This window comes from Gardnerella sp. CCPDSM (assembly GCF_056754715.1).
Genome location: NZ_JBQEQO010000007.1, coordinates 1 through 19,588, shown reverse-complemented (window position 1 = coordinate 19,588; position 19,588 = coordinate 1). Strand labels below are relative to the sequence as shown.

At 42.5% G+C, this 19,588-nt stretch carries 17 protein-coding genes; 16 read left to right on the top strand and 1 reads right to left on the bottom strand.

Annotation, left to right across the window (positions count from 1 at the left end; translation table 11 throughout):
* The first annotated feature begins 75 nt into the window (after nt 1-75).
* From xerD to ACTJLE_RS05280, 6 genes are all read left to right on the top strand, one after another.
* The gene (gene xerD / locus ACTJLE_RS05305; protein WP_481267757.1) at nt 76-1,059 is read left to right on the top strand and encodes a site-specific tyrosine recombinase XerD; all 984 of its coding nucleotides are present in this window, start codon (nt 76-78) and stop codon (nt 1,057-1,059) included.
* Between the two features lie 48 nt (nt 1,060-1,107).
* On the top strand, nt 1,108-1,947 hold the full coding sequence (locus tag ACTJLE_RS05300) for a ParA family protein (protein WP_481267756.1): 840 nt from the start codon (nt 1,108-1,110) through the stop codon (nt 1,945-1,947).
* 186 nt (nt 1,948-2,133) lie between these two features.
* The gene (gene typA / locus ACTJLE_RS05295) at nt 2,134-4,056 is read left to right on the top strand and encodes a translational GTPase TypA (protein ID WP_481267755.1); all 1,923 of its coding nucleotides are present in this window, start codon (nt 2,134-2,136) and stop codon (nt 4,054-4,056) included.
* A gap of 44 nt (nt 4,057-4,100) precedes the next feature.
* On the top strand, nt 4,101-4,508 hold the full coding sequence (locus tag ACTJLE_RS05290) for an alcohol dehydrogenase (RefSeq protein WP_481267754.1): 408 nt from the start codon (nt 4,101-4,103) through the stop codon (nt 4,506-4,508).
* Between the two features lie 147 nt (nt 4,509-4,655).
* Entirely contained in the window at nt 4,656-5,651 is a 996-nt protein-coding gene (locus ACTJLE_RS05285) for a prephenate dehydratase domain-containing protein (RefSeq protein WP_481267753.1), read from the top strand.
* Entirely contained in the window at nt 5,645-6,730 is a 1,086-nt protein-coding gene (locus ACTJLE_RS05280) for a prephenate dehydrogenase (RefSeq protein ID WP_481267752.1), read from the top strand. Before ACTJLE_RS05285 ends, ACTJLE_RS05280 begins: the two co-directional genes overlap by 7 nt.
* Before the next feature lie 22 nt (nt 6,731-6,752).
* Here ACTJLE_RS05280 and ACTJLE_RS05275 read toward each other — a convergent pair whose 3' ends face one another.
* Complete coding sequence (locus ACTJLE_RS05275; protein ID WP_481267751.1) at nt 6,753-7,043, bottom strand: DUF6725 family protein; 291 nt, start codon at nt 7,041-7,043, stop codon at nt 6,753-6,755.
* 85 nt (nt 7,044-7,128) lie between these two features.
* Here ACTJLE_RS05275 and ACTJLE_RS05270 point away from each other — a divergent pair, with 85 nt between their 5' ends.
* The 10 genes from ACTJLE_RS05270 to ACTJLE_RS05225 all read left to right on the top strand — a co-directional run bounded on the left by ACTJLE_RS05270 (nt 7,129) and on the right by ACTJLE_RS05225 (nt 19,464).
* Nucleotides 7,129-8,097: a tyrosine recombinase XerC gene (locus tag ACTJLE_RS05270; RefSeq protein WP_481267750.1), complete on the top strand. Its 969-nt coding sequence runs from the start codon at nt 7,129-7,131 to the stop codon at nt 8,095-8,097.
* A gap of 381 nt (nt 8,098-8,478) precedes the next feature.
* Nucleotides 8,479-10,116 (top strand): peptide ABC transporter substrate-binding protein, encoded by a 1,638-nt coding sequence (locus ACTJLE_RS05265; protein WP_481267749.1) that lies wholly within the window; start codon nt 8,479-8,481, stop codon nt 10,114-10,116.
* A gap of 214 nt (nt 10,117-10,330) precedes the next feature.
* Nucleotides 10,331-11,257: an ABC transporter permease gene (locus ACTJLE_RS05260; RefSeq protein WP_481267748.1), complete on the top strand. Its 927-nt coding sequence runs from the start codon at nt 10,331-10,333 to the stop codon at nt 11,255-11,257.
* Nucleotides 11,258-11,271: 14 nt separating this feature from the next.
* On the top strand, nt 11,272-12,249 hold the full coding sequence (locus ACTJLE_RS05255) for an ABC transporter permease (protein ID WP_481267747.1): 978 nt from the start codon (nt 11,272-11,274) through the stop codon (nt 12,247-12,249).
* Nucleotides 12,250-12,273: 24 nt separating this feature from the next.
* Nucleotides 12,274-14,289: a dipeptide ABC transporter ATP-binding protein gene (locus tag ACTJLE_RS05250; RefSeq protein ID WP_481267746.1), complete on the top strand. Its 2,016-nt coding sequence runs from the start codon at nt 12,274-12,276 to the stop codon at nt 14,287-14,289.
* Between the two features lie 178 nt (nt 14,290-14,467).
* Nucleotides 14,468-15,340 (top strand): exodeoxyribonuclease III, encoded by an 873-nt coding sequence (locus ACTJLE_RS05245; protein WP_481267745.1) that lies wholly within the window; start codon nt 14,468-14,470, stop codon nt 15,338-15,340.
* Between the two features lie 157 nt (nt 15,341-15,497).
* Entirely contained in the window at nt 15,498-16,268 is a 771-nt protein-coding gene (locus ACTJLE_RS05240; protein ID WP_481267744.1) for a DUF3710 domain-containing protein, read from the top strand.
* 72 nt (nt 16,269-16,340) lie between these two features.
* Nucleotides 16,341-17,117, top strand: coding sequence for a DUF3159 domain-containing protein (locus tag ACTJLE_RS05235; RefSeq protein WP_481267743.1), 777 nt, complete (start codon nt 16,341-16,343; stop codon nt 17,115-17,117).
* Nucleotides 17,118-17,184: 67 nt separating this feature from the next.
* Nucleotides 17,185-18,591 carry a class I SAM-dependent RNA methyltransferase gene (locus tag ACTJLE_RS05230; protein WP_481267742.1) on the top strand — a complete coding sequence of 469 codons (1,407 nt, stop codon included), beginning with the start codon at nt 17,185-17,187 and terminating at the stop codon, nt 18,589-18,591.
* 402 nt (nt 18,592-18,993) lie between these two features.
* Nucleotides 18,994-19,464, top strand: a complete 471-nt coding sequence (locus ACTJLE_RS05225; protein ID WP_004111719.1) for a GNAT family N-acetyltransferase — start codon at nt 18,994-18,996, stop codon at nt 19,462-19,464.
* Nucleotides 19,465-19,588: the final 124 nt, after the last annotated feature.

Genomic DNA, 19,588 nt, shown 5'->3' with positions numbered 1-19,588 from the left:
CCCGCCCGTTTTAAGGCGGGCTTTTTTATATAAAGTCGCGTAATTAAAATTTATTTATTCGTTATAATTAGCTTTATGCGCTCAAATCTTGATTCTGCAAATTATGCAAACAATATAGAAAGCAATATTTCAAGCAATATTCCTGAAGAATTTGCATCTTATATTCAACGTTTTATTACGCATATTGATATTGAGCGCGGTCTTTCTAAAAAAACAGTATCTGCATACGCTTCAGATTTACAAGATTACGTTTTATGGTTGCATAATAATCAAAATATCAATAGTTTTAGCTCTATTACTCAATTAAGCGTTGAGTCTTACGTAAGATTTTTACACGAATCAGGTTTAGGATCTCGCACTGTTGCGCGCCGTTTAGCTAGTATTCATGAACTGCACCGCTTTCTACTTTCTAACGGAAGCATACAATCTGACGTTTCAGCGCAAGTAAAAGCGCCAAAACAAGCAGACTACTTGCCGGACGTTTTAAGTATTGAAGAAGTGAATCGTGTTATTGAAGCTGCAGGAAATTTTGGTAGCACGGACGCTATTTCGCTTAGAGACGCAGCTTTACTCGAATTTTTGTACGCTACAGGAGCGCGAATTTCAGAAGCAGTAGGCGTAAAATTTGAAGATCTTGATTTAGAAGAGTCCGTTGTAAAACTTACTGGAAAAGGCGCAAAACAGCGTCTAGTTCCAATTGGAGGATGTGCTGTTAGAGCTATTCGAAAGTATATTGAAAAAGCTCGTCCAATACTATCTTCCAAAGGAAAGCGCGAATTACACACTATTTTCTTAAATAAGCGCGGAAATGCTTTGTCTCGCCAATCCGCGTGGCTGGTTGTTACTGAAGCAGGAGAGCGCGCAAAACTTGAGAATCCTTTACATCCGCACACATTACGCCATTCGCTTGCTACGCATTTAATAGCAGGAGGAGCAGATGTGCGCACAGTTCAAGAACTTCTTGGTCACGCTTCCGTAACAACTACGCAAATCTACACTCATATAAGTCCGGATGCTTTAGTTGAAGCTTACGTAATGAGTCATCCTAGAGCTAGATAATTTTATGCTCAGAGTTTCGTGAGTATACCTGTTGATAAAGTGGGGAACATGCCTACTGATTTACTTGGACGCGAATACGAGACTTTTCATGCGCCGGAGCCGCTTAATTCTCATGGACCTGCGCGAATTATTGCTATGTGCAATCAAAAAGGTGGAGTTGGAAAAACAACCAGCTCTATTAATATTGCTGGAGCTTTAAGCCAGTATGGTCGTCGCGTTTTGATTGTTGATTTCGATCCTCAAGGTGCTGCAACTGTTGGGCTTGGTATTAACGCTAATGCGCTTGACAACACGGTTTATACAGCATTGTTCGATTCTTCAGTAGATATGCACGACGTAATTCGCCATACCGAAACCGAAAATATTGATATTATGCCGGCGAATATTGATTTATCTGCGGCAGAAGTTCAGCTTGTTACAGAAGTAGGTCGTGAGCAAATTCTTGCAGGCGTATTGCGTAAAGTTCGAGACGAGTACGACGTTATTATTGTAGACTGCCAGCCTTCTTTAGGATTGCTTACTGTAAACGCACTAACGGCAGCAGATGGCGTAATTATTCCGCTTGCTGCAGAATTCTTTGCACTTCGAGGTGTAGCTCTTCTTATGCAATCTATTGAAAAAGTGCAGTCTCGAATTAATCCAAATCTTAAAGTATTTGGCGTTCTAGTTACTATGTATACTCGCACTTTGCACAGCGAAGAAGTATTGCAGCGCATTTACGAAGCTTTCCAAGACAAAGTTTTGCATTCCGTAATCTCCAGATCTATTAAACTGCCAGATTCTACTGTTGCTGCAGTGCCAATTACTATTTTTGCTCCTGAACACAAAACCGCAAAAGAGTATCGCGAGGTTGCGCGCGAGCTTATTGCTAAAGGCGTTGTTGCTTAAGTTCTTGTGGTTCTGCGTTAGCGTGGATTAAGAGCTGTCTGCGCTCGCGAGTAAAATCGGCGAGGTTTGGCAGTTTGCCGATTTTGGTTTTGCCAATAACGTATTGCAGCTATTTAATTGGCTTCAGCTTTAAAGTAGTTGCTTGTAAATAATTACTTAAACGCGAAGAATGGAAGAGGTTTTGTGATGACTGTTCGCGGTGATATTCGAAATGTGGCAATTGTGGCGCACGTCGACCACGGTAAGACCACTCTGGTAAACGCCATGCTTCAGCAGTCGCACGTATTTTCTGAGCGCGAAGAAGTCCCAGATCGTGTGATGGATTCCAATGATTTGGAACGCGAAAAGGGCATTACTATTCTTGCTAAGAACACTGCTGTGCAGTACACCGGTCCGTTAGCTGAAAAATATGGCCACCCAGAAGGCATTACTATTAACGTGATTGATACTCCTGGCCACGCTGACTTCGGCGGCGAAGTTGAACGCGGTATTTCTATGGTTGACGGCGTTGTCCTTCTTGTTGACGCTTCCGAAGGTCCTCTTCCACAGACTCGCTTTGTGCTTCGTAAAGCTTTGGAAGCTAAGCTTCCTGTGATTTTGTGCGTAAATAAGGTTGATCGTCCAGATGCTCGCATTGAAGAAGTTGTTGGAGAATCTACAGATTTGCTTCTTGGCTTGGCTCAGGATGTTGTTGAGGAAGGTATCGATCTTGATCTCGATGCTTTGCTTGATTTGCCAGTAATTTATTGCGCTGCTAAAGCCGGTTACGCTTCTGTAAATCAGCCAGAAAATGGTGGCTTGCCAGATAACGATAATTTGGAGCCTCTGTTTGATTCTATTATTTCAAACATTCCTGCTCCTGAATACGAAGAAGGCGCTCCTCTTCAAGCTCATGTTGCAAACATTGATTCCTCCGACTTCCTTGGACGCTTGGGCTTGGTTCGTATTTACAACGGCACTTTGGAAAAGGGCAAGACTTACGGTCTTTCCCGCGTTGATGGTTCTATTGAAAACTTCCGTGTTTCTGAGCTTCTTCGCACTCAAGGTTTGGAGCGTACTCCTGTAGCTTCTGCAGGCCCTGGTGACATTGTGGCTGTTGCTGGCGTTAACGACATTATGATTGGCGAAACGATTGTTGACCAGAACGATCCAAAGCCGCTTCCATTAATTCATGTTGACGATCCTGCAATTTCTATGACTTTCGGCGTAAACGATTCTCCTCTTGCTGGTACTGAAGGAAAAGATCATAAGCTTACTGCTCGTATGATTAAGGATCGTTTGGATCGCGAGCTTATTGGTAACGTTTCCATTAAGGTTCTTCCAACTGAGCGTCCAGATGCTTGGGAAGTTCAAGGTCGTGGCGAGCTTGCGTTGGCTGTGTTGGCTGAGCAGATGCGTCGCGAAGGCTACGAGCTTACGGTTGGCCGCCCTCAGGTTGTTACTAAGACTATTGATGGTCAAATTAACGAACCTATGGAAAACACAACGATTGACGTTCCAGAAGAGTACATGGGTACAGTTACACAGCTTATGGCTGATCGTAAAGGCCGCATGGATTCTATGAGCAACCACGGTTCCGGTTGGGTTCGTTTGCAATTTACTGTTCCTTCTCGTGGCCTTATTGGTTTCCGCACTGCTTTGCTTTCTGCTACTCGCGGAACTGGTATTGCAAGCTCTATTTCCGCCGGTTACGCTCCATGGGCTGGTCAGATTGTTACTCGCCAGAACGGTTCTATGGTTTGCGATCGTAAGGGTGTTGCAACTCCTTACGCTATGCAGCGTTTGCAAGCTCGCGGTATCTTCTTCGTCGATCCGCAAAGCCCAGTTTACGAAGGCCAAATCGTTGGCATTAACAATAAGCCAGACGAGTTGGATGTGAACATTACGCTTGCTAAGCATATGACGAACATGCGTTCTTCAACTGCTGATGTTCTCGAGACCTTGACTCCACCAATTAAGATGAGCTTGGAAGAGTCTCTTGATTTCGCAAACGAAGACGAGTGCGTTGAAGTAACTCCTGAAGCTATTCGCGTGCGCAAGATTATTTTGAGCCGTGACGAATGGTATAAGTGGCGTGCTAAGCAGCGTCGTCAGAACAATGCTGCGTGACGCATCCTCTAAAATACCATTTTAAAATTGAGGCGTTAACTATTATGTCATCAAAACCGTGGTCGCATCGCTTACCTTGGTGGGGTAAGTGTGCGACCACGTGCGTTTCTGCACTTCTGTGCTCGCTAATCGGAACGTTTGTTCATCGTTGTGGTGCGATGAGCAATTTGCCATATGGTTTTGTTGTTGCAATGATATTACTCCTGCTTTCTGCTTGGTGCTCTAGAGCGCGTAGTGGATGGTGGGGATTATTTATTCATGCAATAGTTTTCTCCGCGTTTGCTTGGATTCTCGCATTAGGTTTTATTGGCAGTGCAATTCTTGTGCCAGTTGGTTTTACTATTCCTGTGCCTTGGTGCGTTCAATATGTGGGATATTTATGGCTTTATGGCGTTCTTATTGCTCACGCAATTTTGCTTTGCATGCCTCAGCGTTGGTTTGTTGTTGAATAGCAAAGTAAGTAAAAATTTGCAATAATTTAAGCGCGACTTAGCGGCACGTTTTGCATACAAAGCAGTATTAAGCAGTATTAAGCAGTATTTTTTACGGTAGTTTTGCTTACAATATTCTTAAATGCAACAGTTTTTTAAGGAATAGTTATGAATAGTAGTAACAATAATTGCTCGCGTAAATTATGCTATTTAGGGCCTGAAGGTTCTTTTACGCATCAAGCAGCTTTAAAAGTTCAACAGCAGTTACAATCGTTTGATAATTTGCAACTTATTCCAACTGCTTGTGAGAATGTTCGCAGTATTGCTAGTGAAATTGAAGAGAATCATCATTGGGGCGTTATTGCGTGGGAAAACAATATTGAAGGCGTTGTAATACCTAATTTAGATTTATTAATTGATGCAAAAAATATGGTTGGTATTGCTCGCATAGGCGTCGATATTAGTTTTGATGCTGTTATTTGCAAGTCAGATTCAATCGATAACTGTTCTACTATTGTTGCTCACCCGCACGCGTTGGCACAATGCCGTAAGTTTACTCAAGAGCGCGGGTTACAAGAAAAAACTGCGTCTTCAAACGCTGCTGCTTGTAGAGATTTAGTTCCTGGCGAAGTTGCTTTATGCCCTAGAATTTGTGCTGATTTATACAATAGGCAGATTGTGAGTGAAGGCGTTGAAGATTTTTCTGGCGCGCGCACTGAGTTTTTAGTATTAGCTCCTAGAGATGAGGCTTTAGATTTTGTTAATGTGCAGCGAGAAAACTTTTCATCATTTTCATCAATTATTGCTTTTATTCCGCGTTGCACAGGCGCTGGCGTATTAGCAAATTTGCTTGATGTTGTGCGCGATCATGGTCTTAATATGACTTCTTTTATGTCTAGACCGATTAAAGGGCAGGGCGGTTTATACAGTTTTATTGCAACTGTTGATGCTGCTCCTTGGGATTCTACGTGTAAAGCTATGATTCAAGAGGTTGTTGAACATGGCGATTGGGTTCGATCTTTAGCAGTTTACCCTTCTAGTAAGCACAATAATCCAGTGATGAATGATTGGATGCTTCCTAATGGGGGAGTATGCGTTGAACCTTCGGTTGATGCTTTGCGTAATTTGAACGTAACACGTGCAGAAAGAGAATTATTATGGTAGAAGATGCTGAGTTTTCTCAAAAATTTTCTGTCGGTATTGTAGGACTTGGTCTTATTGGCGGATCTCTTGCAAAAAGACTTGCAAAATTGCCTGAATGTAACGTTTATGCTTGGAATCGTCATAAAGATATGTACGATGAAGCTAAAAGTTTAGGAATTACCTGCGTAGAAAATGTACAAGATTTAGCTAAACTTCGTCCAAACGTTCTAATTTTGTGCAATGCTTTGTTTGCTATGCCAAGTATTTTGCAAGAAATTGCGCCTTATATTGACAAATCTTGCACAACTATTAGCGATGTTGGTAGTGTAAAAACTTTAGTTCGCCAGCAGGTTGCTGCAGCAGGTTTGCAAGATTGCTATGTTGGTGCGCATCCTATGGCTGGAAGCGAATTTACTGGTTGGGAAGCTTCTAGCGCTGAACTTTTAGAAAATGCTTTGTGGGCTTTAACTGTTGATAGCAACACTGATTTTTGGCGAGTTCTAAATATTTTACAAATGATTGTTTCTTTATGTAAGAATCGCGCAATAGTTTTGGATGACGAAACGCACGATAATTCTGCAGCTCTTATTTCTCACATGCCTCACGTTGTTGCAACTGCTCTCGCAAACGTTTTGTGCGAACAATCTAATCGTGCTATTGCTTTGCAATTATCTGCAGGCTCTTGGCGAGATATGACTCGCGTTGCTCTTACGGATCCTCAACGCACGCGCGCAATGGTAAGCGAAAATCGGCATAATACTGCGAAATTATTGCGTTCCGTAATTTCTGAGCTAACTTTTGCTGCAAATATGTTGGATCAAGATGTGCAATCTGCTGACGATAATGAGCAAGAGTTTTTTGATAAAGCTCAATCGTGGCGAGAATATAAATACCAGCAGCGCAACTCGTCTAAAACTAATACGAATCAAAGCGATGCTGATAATAGCAGATTGTGGAAGTATGATTCCAGAAGCAATTGGCAGAAAGAATTACTAGAATCTGCGCGCTTAGGCGAATCCATTATTGCACTTTCCGAATCCAATACCAACGAATCTTCTCAACTCTTATTGCGTTCAGATGCTTCCTTGAGAAATGTGTAAAACTCACGCCAAACCAAACAACTTACACACTAAGAGGCTTTTGGAATTTGCGTTCTGGGATTGGCTTTAATCGGTAAATAGTGTTGGCGTCAATGAACATTTCTTCGGCAGCTCTAGTGCCGTTTGCTGCAGGATCTCGAAGCAAATGAAGCATTACCCCGTCCCACTCGAGTACGTGCCCAATCGCATCATGATACTCGATTTTTTGCGCTCCATCGTTATTTTCTTCTATAATTTTGTATGTTCTTACTACTATGCGAGCGCCTGCAGGTATTCGCTGCGGTAGTGTAGTTGGTTTTGTACGTGTGTTCATAAACAAGCTCCTTGTTGTATTATGCATGTGACAGGCACGTATAGCAAACGTTTTGCTTTAAACTTTTATGGAAGGTGAGTTAAGTATGAGCAATAAATCATCACTTGTTGCTGATTCTTTGGCTTGTTCTTCTAAGTATGCGAGTTTAGTAGATGATTATATTAAGTATGTGCGTGCGAATAAGGGCTTAGGGGAGCGCACGCAGCGAGCTTACGAAAGCGATATTTTGCAATGCCTAGCATGGTGTAATCGGCACGGCTTTAATAATATTTCGGATCTTACTACTGATGATTTGCGTTCGTGGATGGCAAATGTTTCTAAGAATCATGCGCGCTCAAGCTTAGCTAGAAAAGTCGTTGCGGTGCGCGGATTTTTTGCATGGTGCCAGCATGTTGGATACATAAAAAGTGATCCTGCAGAAATTTTAATGACTCCAAAAATTGAAAATATGCTACCTACTGTGCTTGATGAATCGCAAGCAGAGGAGTTAATGAATAACGTTGATTCTGAAGCTAATAATTCATCATCATCCTCAAAAAAGATCCGAGCAATTGAACTTCGCAATGCTGCAATTCTAGAGCTTTTATACGCAACTGGCATGCGAGTAGGTGAGCTTACAGGATTAAATGTGCATGATGTGAATTTTGAATCTCGCACTATAAAAGTTACAGGTAAGGGAAATAAGCAGCGCGTTGTTCCTTTTGGTATTCCTGCTTTTAAAGCATTATCTGCGTGGTTTTCTAGTGATGGGCGAAAAGTTTTATTGCAAAACTCTGCGGAAACCGCAATATTTCTTGGCGCTCGCGGAAAGCGCATTGATCAGAGGTTGGTAAGACAGGTTGTGCATGATGCTGCTAAAAGTGCGCATGTGCCTGATATTTCTCCGCATGCTTTGCGCCATAGTGCGGCTACGCATATGCTTAACGGTGGTGCAGATTTGCGAGAAGTGCAAGAGTTATTGGGTCATTCATCGCTTAATACTACGCAACGCTATACGCATGTATCTATAGAAGCGTTGAAACAGCGCTATTTACAAGCTTTTCCGCGTGCTTAATTATCTGCATAATAAGTGCATAATTTCTCGCTAATTAACAATGCCTTTACATAATTTATTACATAATTTACATATATGTAATAAATGTAAATTAGTAAAAAACAGTAAAATTTATTGATAAAATAGTAAATTTTTTAGTTTTTATGCGAAAAAATGGTGTTTTGATAAGTAATTTTTAGATATAAACAATAAATTTTACAATTTATGTATACTCTTGCATTGTTTGAAAAAATACGTATTATTGAATTTTAATCAACGAAGAGGCCTTGTCATTGGCTAAAAAAATCCATCTGGCAATAAAACTAGATGGATTTATTTTATTCATGACTTGGCTTTTTGTATTGATATAGCATCTGCCTACCAGACGTTAGGAGAATAATTATGAAGAATAAGGCTTTAGCTTTTGCTGCTGCGGCCTGCTCGTTGGCCATGTTGCTTGGTGGCTGCGGCTCATCTGCTTCGAAGACTGCGCAAACAAACAGTGGAAAGGTTATTATTACCGTAAATAACACTGAGCCACAGAATGAATTGGTGCCTGGTAACATTAACGAAAACGCTGGTGCACGTCCTGCTATGTTGGTCAACTCAACGTTGATCACTTTTGATGAAAAGGGCAACCCAGTAAATGAGGATGCTGAAAGCGTTACCCCAAACGCAGACGCAACTCAGTACACTGTTAAGCTTAAGGCAGGCAAGAAGTTCAGCGATGGTACTCCTGTTACCGCTGAAAGCTTCACCAAGGCTTGGAGCTTCGTTGCCAACGCTAAGAATGCACAAAAGTGCGCTTCCTTCTTCCAGACCATTAAGGGTTATGACGAATTGCAGAAGGAAGGTTTGAAGGGCGACGAACAGCTTTCCGGTTTGAAGGTTGTAGATAAGGACACCTTCACTGTTGATTTGAAGCAGCCAGATTCTGTGTTCCCAATTAAGGTTGGTTACTTGGCATTCGCTCCACTTCCAGAATCCTTCTACAAGGATCCAAAGGCTTATGGTGAAAAGCCTGTTTCCTCCGGTCCATACTTGTTCAAGTCTTGGGATCACAACAGGCAGATTGAAGTTGTAAAGAACCCAGCTTACGATGGTCCTCGCAAGGCTCAGAATGATGGCGTTACCTTCAAGATTTACACCGATGGTAATGCTGCTTACCGTGACGTACAGTCCGGCAACCTTGATATGACCGATAACATTCCAGATACTGAAACCAGCAACTTCCAGAGCGATAGCACAATCACTGCTTACAACAAGCCTGGTTCTGTAATTCTTCAGTTCAGCATTGCTTCCAGCTTGCCACACTTCGATGTTAAGACCGAAGAAGGCCGCTTGCGTCGTCAGGCAGTTTCTATGTCTATCGACCGTAAGGCAATTGCTGAAAAGGTGTTGAACAAGACTGCTGCTCCTGCTAACGACTTCACTTCTCCAAAGACCCCAGGCTACGATCCTAATTTGAAGGGTAGCGAGCATTTGAAGTTCAATGCAAAGAAGGCTAAGGAATTGTGGGCTAAGGCAGAAGCAATTTCCAAGTATGATGGTCCTCTTACCTTCACCTACAATGCTGATAACGCTGTTGCTAAGTCCGTGTTCGATGCAGTTGTGAACTATGTGAAGAACAATTTGGGTGTTAAGGCAGAAACCACGCCAATCCCAACCTTCCAGGAGTTCCGCGATGCATGCACCAAGCGTAAGATTAAGGGTGCATGGCGTGCAGGCTGGATGCCAGATTACCCAAGCCCAGAAAACTACTTGACTCAGCAGTTTGCTTCTGTTGCAGCTGATGGCAATGGTTCTAATGATGGTGATTACAAGAATCCAAAGTTTGATGAATTGCTTACTAAGGCTACTGCATCTTCCGATGCAAGCGAAGCAACTAAGCTTTATCATGAAGCTGGCGAAACCCTTCTTGAGGATCTCCCATCCGTACCACTGCTTTACATGAATGCTAAGGCTGTTATGAATCACGATTTGAAGGGATTCGTAATGGATTGGCAGAACATGCCACTCTACTACCAGCTTCATAAGTAAGATTTAAATCTTCATATGGAGTTTGTATAAATTAATTTCATGATATTCAGAAAAATAATTAATTCTGATATCGCCTCTCAATAATTTAATATCGCTTATAGCGAAATTGCTGCTCCAGTTGAAAGAATGAAGGAAATAATCCAAAAAATTTCTTCAACTGGAGTGGCACTTTGTTGTCTTTGCGAGTAATTGTTAACAATTCAAGGAGAAGCCGATGGGTAAGTACATTCTGCGTCGAATTTTGCAGATGATTCCTGTTGTTCTCGGCACAACATTATTGGTTTATGCTTTAGTATTTGCTTTGCCGGGTGATCCGGTAAATGCAATGTTTGGTGATAAACCAGTTAATCCTGCTGTCGCGGCACAAATTCGAGCTAATTATAATCTAGATAAACCATTTATTATTCAATATTTACTGTTCTTAAAGAATGCGCTTACTCTTGACTTTGGCCAAACCTTTGCAGGTCAGCCTGTTATTGACGAAATTAGTCGTGCATTCCCTGTAACTATTCAGCTTGCTGTTATGGCATTCGCTTTTGAAGCTCTGTTTGGCGTAACTTTCGGTATTATTTCCGGTCTTAAAAAAGGTAAATGGTACGATAGCGTAATTCTTATTGTTTCTTTGCTTCTTATTTCTGTACCAACATTCGTAACTGGCTATGCTATGCAATATTTGCTTGGTATTAAGTGGCATATTCTCCCTCCTAATGTAAGCAATGATCCTGGATTCTTAGATATGCTTACTCCAGCAATGGTTCTTGGATCTGTATCTATGGCATATGTAATTCGACTTACAAGGTCTGAAGTTTCGTCAAATATTGCTCTTGATTACGTTCGTACAGCTCGCGCTAAAGGCTTAAAAGAAGGTGCTGTTATTATTCGACACATTCTTCGAAACTCTTTAATTCCAGTAGTAACGTTCCTAGGTCAGGATTTGGGCGCTCTTATGGGCGGCGCTATGATTACAGAAACAATATTTAATGTTCATGGTATTGGCTTCCTCACTTATCAAGGTATTTTGAAGGGTGAAAGCAATCTGGTAGTTTCTGTAGTTACCTTGCTTATGCTGATTTTCGTAGTCAGCAATTTACTTGTTGATATCTTGTACGCGGCTCTTGATCCGCGCATTCGTTACGCGTAAGGAGAAGCATAATTATGCAAGAAAAAGTTGAGGAAAATTTGACTGCTACAGATATTGCGCTTCCAGGTCAGGAACGTTACGTTGCATCTTTGGAAGACACTCCTTTACAGGAAGTTGATTCTGTTGATGAGTCTGCTCCTGCTACGAGCATGTGGGCTGATGCATGGCGTACTTTGAGACGAAATCCTTTGTTTATTATTTCCGCAATATTAATTATTGCAATTTTCTTTATTGCATTATTCCCTGGATTGCTTGTTAAGCGAGATCCAATGTATTGCGTACTTAATAACTCTTTGTTGCCAAGTTCTTCCGGCCATCCTCTTGGATTTGATAAGCAGGGATGCGATATTTACGCTCGCGTAATATATGGCACTCGCACTTCTGTAACAATCGGCATAATTGCTACAGTTTTGGTTGTTTTAGTTGGTTCTTTAATTGGTGCTATTGCAGGCTTCTTCGGAGGTTGGGTTGATGCTGTTCTTAGCCGCATTACCGATATCTTCTTAGCTTTGCCTATGCTTCTTGGCGCTATCGTTGTTCTCCAAATGTTCAGAACCACAAAATCAATGTGGAAGATAATTCTAGTTATGGTTCTATTCGGTTGGGTTAGTGTTGCTCGAATAGCTAGAAGTGCTGTTATGGAATCAAAGAATCTAGAATTTAACACAGCTTCTACAGCTTTAGGATCTAGACCTATACGAAATCTCTTCAGGCATATTATTCCAAACTCTTTGGCTCCAATCATTGTTGTTGGCACAACTTCTCTTGGCTCCTACATTGTGTTGGAAGCAACACTTAGCTTCCTTGGTATTGGTTTACCAACTACTACCGTGAGCTGGGGTGGAGATATTGCTACTTACAGTAGGTACTTCAATAACAGTCCAGAAGTATTGTTCTATCCGTCATTTGCGCTTGCTATTACAGTTCTTGCCTTCATTATGATGGGTGACGCTGTAAAGGATGCGTTGGATCCAAAGAGCCGTAAGGCGTGAAGTTAGCGTGGAGGAATAAAACTTATGAGCATTTCAACGCATAAAAATGTAGACGCTCTCGCTATGCAGCGTGAGCAAGGTCCATTGCTTGAAGTGAAAAATCTTCAGGTTGATTTCACTACTGATTCCAAGAAAGCTGTTCACGCTGTTCGAGATGCAAGCTTTAGCGTATATCCCGGCCAGTGGGTTGCAATCGTAGGTGAGTCTGGTTCTGGAAAGTCCACTTCTGCAATGGCAGTTTTGGGTTTGCTTCCAGGAACAGGCCATGTTACGGGTGGTTCTATTAAGCTTAAGGGTCAAGAAATTAGCAAACTAAAGCCAAAAGAGTTTGCTTCTTTGCGTGGCACTGCAATGGGCTTGGTGCCTCAAGATCCTATGAGTAACTTGAACCCTGTTTGGCGTATTGGCACACAGGTTAAGGAAGCTCTTCTTGCAAATGGTGTTGACGTAAGCCATGAGAAGCGTTCTGCTTTAGCGGAAGCTCTTGCAGGCGATGCCGTAGAAGTTAAAAGCAATGACGACGAAACATTCCTCGGTTCTAAAGAATTACCAGAATTGATGGAAGTTGCACGTAAGTCTTTGGCAGAAATTGGACTTGATGAATTCAAGATGAATGAAGCCATGGACTACTACAAAAAAGAGTGGGTTCCAGGTTCTGAAACTCGTTGGCGCGTGGCAGATGATTTAATCAAGTACGGTGTGAACGACGACAAAGCTTGGGAAATTGCCAAAAAGTATGTTGTTGGTGCAAATGTTGAAGATCGTATTGCTGGTTTGCTTGACGAGGCTGGTTTGCCAGATGCTGCAACTCGCGCACGTCAGTTCCCGCACGAGTTTTCCGGCGGTATGCGTCAGCGCGCGTTAATTGCTATCGGTTTGGCTTGCCGACCAGATTTGCTTATTGCGGACGAGCCAACTTCCGCACTTGACGTTACTGTGCAAAAGCGTATTCTTGATCACTTGCATACGCTTACCGATTCTCTTGGAACTTCCGTTCTGTTCATTACTCACGATTTAGGTTTGGCTGCAGCTCGTGCACAGCACGTTGTTGTTATGTATAAGGGTCGTGTTGTGGAATCTGGTCCATCTTTGGACGTTTTGCAACATCCACAGCATCCTTACACGAAGCGACTTGTTGCTGCTGCTCCAAGCCTTGCTTCTCAGCGAATCATTTCCGTTAAGGAGCATGGCGGTAACGCGGATAATTTGCTTGAGCATCACGTAGTAGGTGAGCAAACTCTTGAAAAGAGTGAGCATATTATTACAGTCGACCATTTAACTCGCGAGTTTAAGCTTCCTCGTAAGAAGGAGCTTTTCAAGGCTGTTGATGACGTTTCGTTCTCTATTAAGCGCGGCACAACGTTGGCAATTGTGGGCGAATCCGGTTCTGGTAAGTCTACTGTTGCAAACATGGTTTTGCGACTTCTTAAGCCAACAAGCGGAACCGTTACTTACGAAGGCAAGAATATTGCTGACTTAAAGGGCGCAGATTTGCTTGATTTCCGTCGTCACGTTCAGCCAGTATTCCAAAATCCTTACGGTTCGCTCGACCCAATGTATTCGATTTATCGTTCTATTGAAGAGCCTTTGCGTATTCATAAGATTGGCGATAAAAAGAGCCGTCAGAATCGTGTGCGTGAGCTTTTGGACATGGTTCGCATGCCTGCTTCTGTTATGACTCGCTTCCCGAACGAGCTTTCAGGTGGCCAGCGTCAGCGCATTGCAATCGCGCGTGCAATGGCATTGGATCCTGACGTTATCGTTTGCGACGAAGCTGTGTCTGCTTTGGACGTGCTTGTACAAGATCAGGTTTTGCACTTGCTTAACGATTTGCAAGCGGAGCGCGGATTAAGCTACTTGTTCATCACTCACGATTTGGCTGTTGTTCGACAGATTGCGGACGAAGTTGTTGTTATGCAACACGGAAAGCTTGTTGAGCATGCAACAACCGATGAAGTGTTTGATCATCCTCAAAAGGAATACACTCGCGATCTTCTCGACGCAATTCCTGGTGGAAACTTGGAACTTGGCTTGGATTAATTTAATTAATTAGATTAACTAATCTAAATATTTAATTTAATCTAATCTAATCTAATAAAATAAAAATAAAGGTGCAGGGTTTGTAACTTGGTTAATAACGAGTTATAAATTTCTGCACCTTACTTTTTGCTTTGTGCAGCGTGCATATTTGTGTAACGCGCATATTAGAGTTAGATTTATGATTACAATTACGACTTCAAATTTAAATGGTATTCGTGCAGCCGAGCGTAAGGGGATGCTTGACTGGTCCGATGCTCACACTCCTGACGTATGGTGTATGCAAGAAGTGCGTGCTCCGCAGGATGCAATCGACCCAATTATGACGAAAATTGAAATGGGATATCGCGCATCTGAAAATACTGATATTGCAAATCCTAAAGAAAACGAAGATTTTACGTACATAAACGAAATTTGCCGTGTAAAAGGTCGCGCTGGAGTAGCGTTAGTTACATCGCTTCCTGTAGTAGCAAAGCGCTACGGCTTGCCAGGTTTAAGCGAGGATGTGGATTCTGGGCGATGGATTGAAACCGATGTTCGTACGCCTCAAGGTTATGAAATTACTGTTGCTTCTGTGTATGTTCACGCTGGAAATGTGGACGATCCGCAAAAAATGCAACAAAAATTCCGCTTTTTAGACACAATGCTTACTCGCTTAGGTGAGCTTCGGGATGCAGCAGCAAGCGGCGGAAATCAAGCGATCTTGTGCGGAGATTTTAATATTGCGCATACTCCACTTGATATTAAAAATGCTAAAGCAAATGAAAAAAGCGCAGGATTCTTGCCTGAAGAGCGCGCGTATATTGACCGCTGGATTAACGAGTACGAGTTTGTGGATGTTATGCGCATGCTTGCAGGAGATATTCAAGGCCCGTACACTTGGTGGAGCCAGCGCGGAAAGGCTTTCGATAATAACGTTGGTTGGAGATTAGACTACCAGTTTGCAACGCCAGAAATTGCAGAAAGCGCTTGCGGATTTGTGATTGATCGCGCTGAAAGTTATGATGCGCGCTGGTCCGATCACGCTCCATTAACTATAAAGTATTCAGTATGATTATTAACTTTTATAGGATTGAGATAATTGCGTAAATATCGTTTATGCATATGAAAATTTTCAGTGCTTTGCTTGTGGTAATCTGATGAAGTTAAGCAATTTGCAGCATAAGTAATAAGTATTGTTGCGGGTTTGTTGTTTGAAGAAATGAGGAATAATGGGTTGGTTATTTGGCCGACGTAAAGAAGTAAAATCTTCAAAAGTTGTAAATGAAGTTAAAGAAATAAAAACTGGTCCATGGGATTTCAACGACGAAGACGCACCGGATTTCAGTGATTATCTTGATTTTGGATCAATCTACATTCCATATTTCCAAGGTATTGAATTACGCGTAAAGAAACAGCGTGAAACAGGGCAAGTTTTAGGCATGACAGTAACATGTGGCTCCTCAAGCGTAGAAGTTGAAGCTTTTGCAGCTCCAAAAACTACTGGTATTTGGCTAGACGTTTGCAAAGATTTACTTGATGGAAACAGCCAAGCTTGCACATCTAAAGGTGAGTTTGGTACCGAAATTTTGATGCCAGTAAAAGTAGGCGAAAAAACAATAACTACTCGTATTGTTGGTATTGACGGCCCTCGATGGATGCTTCGCGGAATATTCTCTGGTCCGGCAGCAACAGAGCTGTCGGAAAATAATAATGAAACTAAGCAGCTAGATGAATGGTTTAAGGGGATTGTTGTAAATCGTGGTGAAGAGCCGCTTGCTCCTCGCGATTTTATTCCTATGCACGAGCCTTTGACTCGAGAAGAAAAAGAAGCTGCTGCTGCTAAAAAAGCAGAAATTGCAAACAAAGATGGTGAGAATAAATCCTCTACTGAAAATACTAGCGACGCTTTAAAGAAAGACGATAAGCCATTAGGCTACGATCAGCAGGTAGAAGTGAAAACTACTCTTACTCGCGGTCCAATGTTCTCTGAAGTTAGATAGCAGTAAGTTAAGTAGCGTAAGTTAAGTAGCGTAAGTTAAGTAGCGTAAGTTAAGTAGCGTAAGGATACCGTCTTGAAAAATAACGCTTGTGGCAAAAAAAGTTCTGGGCTTGCTTCCCTTGCTTCTATCGGTTCTGATGGAAGCAACTTTTCTGTAATCGATTCAATGGGCGGTATTCGAGGAATAATCGAATCCATGCTCCCAGGCTTGCTGTTTGTTATTTGCTTTGTTGTAACTAGAAATGTACAAACGACGGTTATTGTATCGGCTGTGATTGCTGTTTTACAAGTTATAGCTAGGCTTATTCAAAGGCAGTCACTGATGGGTGCAATTAGTGGACTTTTTTCCATTGCAATTTGCCTTATTTGGGTGTGGACGAGTCATCAAGCGCGCGATTACTACATGATGGGTTTTATTACTAATGCTGTTTATGGCGCGCTTCTTGCGATTTCATTGATTGCGCGCGTGCCAGCGCTTGGGCTTGTGATTGAGTCGATTCGCAAAATGCCTACAGAAAACTTCGGTTTGTGGCTTCACGATTGGCTTGATTATAAGCCGCTTAAGCGTGCATATATGTATGCTACAGCATTGTGGATTGGTGTTTTTGCGCTGCGACTTGTTTTGCAAGTTCCATTGTATTTGACGAACCACGTTGTGTGGCTTGGCACAGTGCGTTTGATTATGGGATTGCCGTTTTGGGCGCTCGCAATTTGGGTTTCTTACTTGATTATTGCAACGCCGTTTATGCGTCTTCATCATAAAAATCACGAAGAAACGCAGAACGACGAAAAGCAGAACGACGAAAAACAGAGCGACGAAAATCCAATCGAAGAAAATCAGCTTAACTAAAATCAGCTTAACTAAAATCAGCTTAACTAAAATCAGCTTAACAAAACGCAAAATTAAGGGGTAACTTATGCAAGTGACGATGCGAATCGAGAGATATGCGGATCAAGGAAGATGCGTAGGTCATCTCGAAGGACGCGTTGTATTCGTGCGATTTGCCCTCCCTGGTGAGCTGGTTGTTGTGCGTATGGATGAGCCGATGCGTGCAAAAGCCCACTTTTTCACTGGCGAAGTTGTGGAAGTTTTGGAGCCTAGCGCGGATCGTGTGGAGCCGCAATGGAAGCTTGCGGGTCCTTTGTCTCAGGGCGGCGGAGTTGGAGGAGCGGATTTAATTCACGTTTCTTTGCCTGGGCAGATTCGTTGGAAGGCTTCCGTGATTGCCAATCAATTCCAGCGTTTAGCGCATATGGATGTTTCGGAAAGCGATGTTAGCGTTGAGCGCATTCCGGGGGATGAGGAACTTAACGGATTTAATTGGCGTACGCGCATGGAGCTGGTTGCGGATGATGAAGGGCGATTGTCTATGCGAAAGCGCGAATCGCATGATCGCATTGCGATTGATACTATGCCGCTTGCGTCGCGTGCTGTTTTGGCCGTTGCGGATTCTTTGGATTTGTGGAATCGCAAATTTGAGCCAAATTCGCAGATTCGTCTTGCTGTTCCAGATCCTAGGGTTGAGGGTTTGGACTTTAATGATAAGTCTGCGCTTCTTAGTGCGATTGGCGAAAATTATGCGCTTATAGTAAATGATGAGCTGGTTGCAGGTTCGGCTTTGTTGCGAGAGCGCGTGCGAGTTGCGGTTGATGGTGATTTGTCGCGTATGCGTACTTTTGACTACGATGTTGACGCTCGAGGTTTTTGGCAGATTCATCGTGCAGCTCCAGAGCATTTGGTGAACTATGTTTTGGGATTAGTTCGTTCTGCGCTTGGTGGGCGCGTTAAGAATACGGTTTTGTGGGATTTGTATTCTGGATCTGGTTTGTTTACGATTCCGCTTGCGACTTTGTCTAATGTTGGCGGAGATTTATCTAGTTCTGCTGGCTCTTTTGGTGCTGCAGAGCCAGCCCGTGTGCTTAGCATTGAGGGTGCACCGATTGCTGTAAAGAATGCAAGGCGAAACATTGGGCGCGCGGGTCTTAGCAGGGATGTTGTTGAAGCACTTGAAGGCGATGTTGCGCAAACGCTTGAATCGCAGGTGTTTAAGGCGAGCAAGTCATCTAAGATTGTGCGCCGATTTGCACATCCTGATGTTGTTGTGCTAGATCCTCCGCGCGCTGGTGCTAAAGCTCAAGTTTGTAAGCAGATTGCGAAGTCTGGAGCAAGAAGCGTTGTGTATGTTGCTTGCGATCCGACCAGTCTTGCTCGCGATGTTGGCACGTTTAAAGAACTTGGCTACAGCGTTCAGTCTTTGCGCGCGTTCGACATATATCCGGAAACTCATCACGTTGAGAGTGTCGTATTGATGTCTAGGGCTTAATAGGTGGGTGCATTTTTGCCCTTGTGTAGCAGGGGTTAGCGAGGGCTATCGTTAAAAGGTTTAATGCGAAGCGGCTTTAGGCTGGGTTCTCGCGGTTTTTGAGTGCGATTTTTCTGTATGAGGGAAGATATCAACGCTCTAGGGTTGAGTGCACAGGATGTTAACGTTAAAAGGTGCACCCACTTTGCACCCAGCTGGTGAAGTGGGGAATGTCAATCAAGGTTGAAGCTCTAACCCTGCTATCGCGCGATTAGCAAAGCTAATCGATGCGAAGCAGAGGTAGGTCTCATGTCAAGAATCTCCAAGAGAAGCGACCGAATAGGAAGCTTCGATTGGAAAGATTCGACGGCGGAGGCTCTAGTATTGATGACAAGAATAAATTAGAGTTTGTGGAGGACTGGATTGAATATAAAAGTAAAAGAAATTGAGAATAAACTAGAAAAGGAATCTGTATCGAGAGAAGTATTGTATGATCTTCAAGAATGGTTTGGAATGCCAGAAAGTACAGAAGAATATATTCAAGATTCACAGGAAAAGCCTTTTCTTGCTTGTTATATTAATGATAAACTTGTTGGGTTTATTGTGTTAAACGCAACCAGCAAGGATTGTGCAGAGATTTTTGTGATGGGTATAAAAAAGAAATTCCATAGAATGGGAGTTGGCTCGGTACTTAACAAAGCATACGAAGCTATGGCAAGGAAGATGGGTTACACATACTCACAGGTAAAAACTGTTCAGATGGGACACTACAAAGAATATGATATTACAAATCATTTTTATATCGCGATGGGATATAAAGAATTGGAATGTTTTCCAACTTTATGGGATGAGTGGAATCCGTGTCAAATATATATTAAATATCTAGGAGTGTGAGAACTCTAAGTTTATTTGCTTGAAACCTTTTAACGATAGGCAGAGATAATTGTTAAAAGGTTCATGGATATGTTTCTGCATACGAACATGTCGATAAGACATACCTAGTGTTTACTCGTTTAAT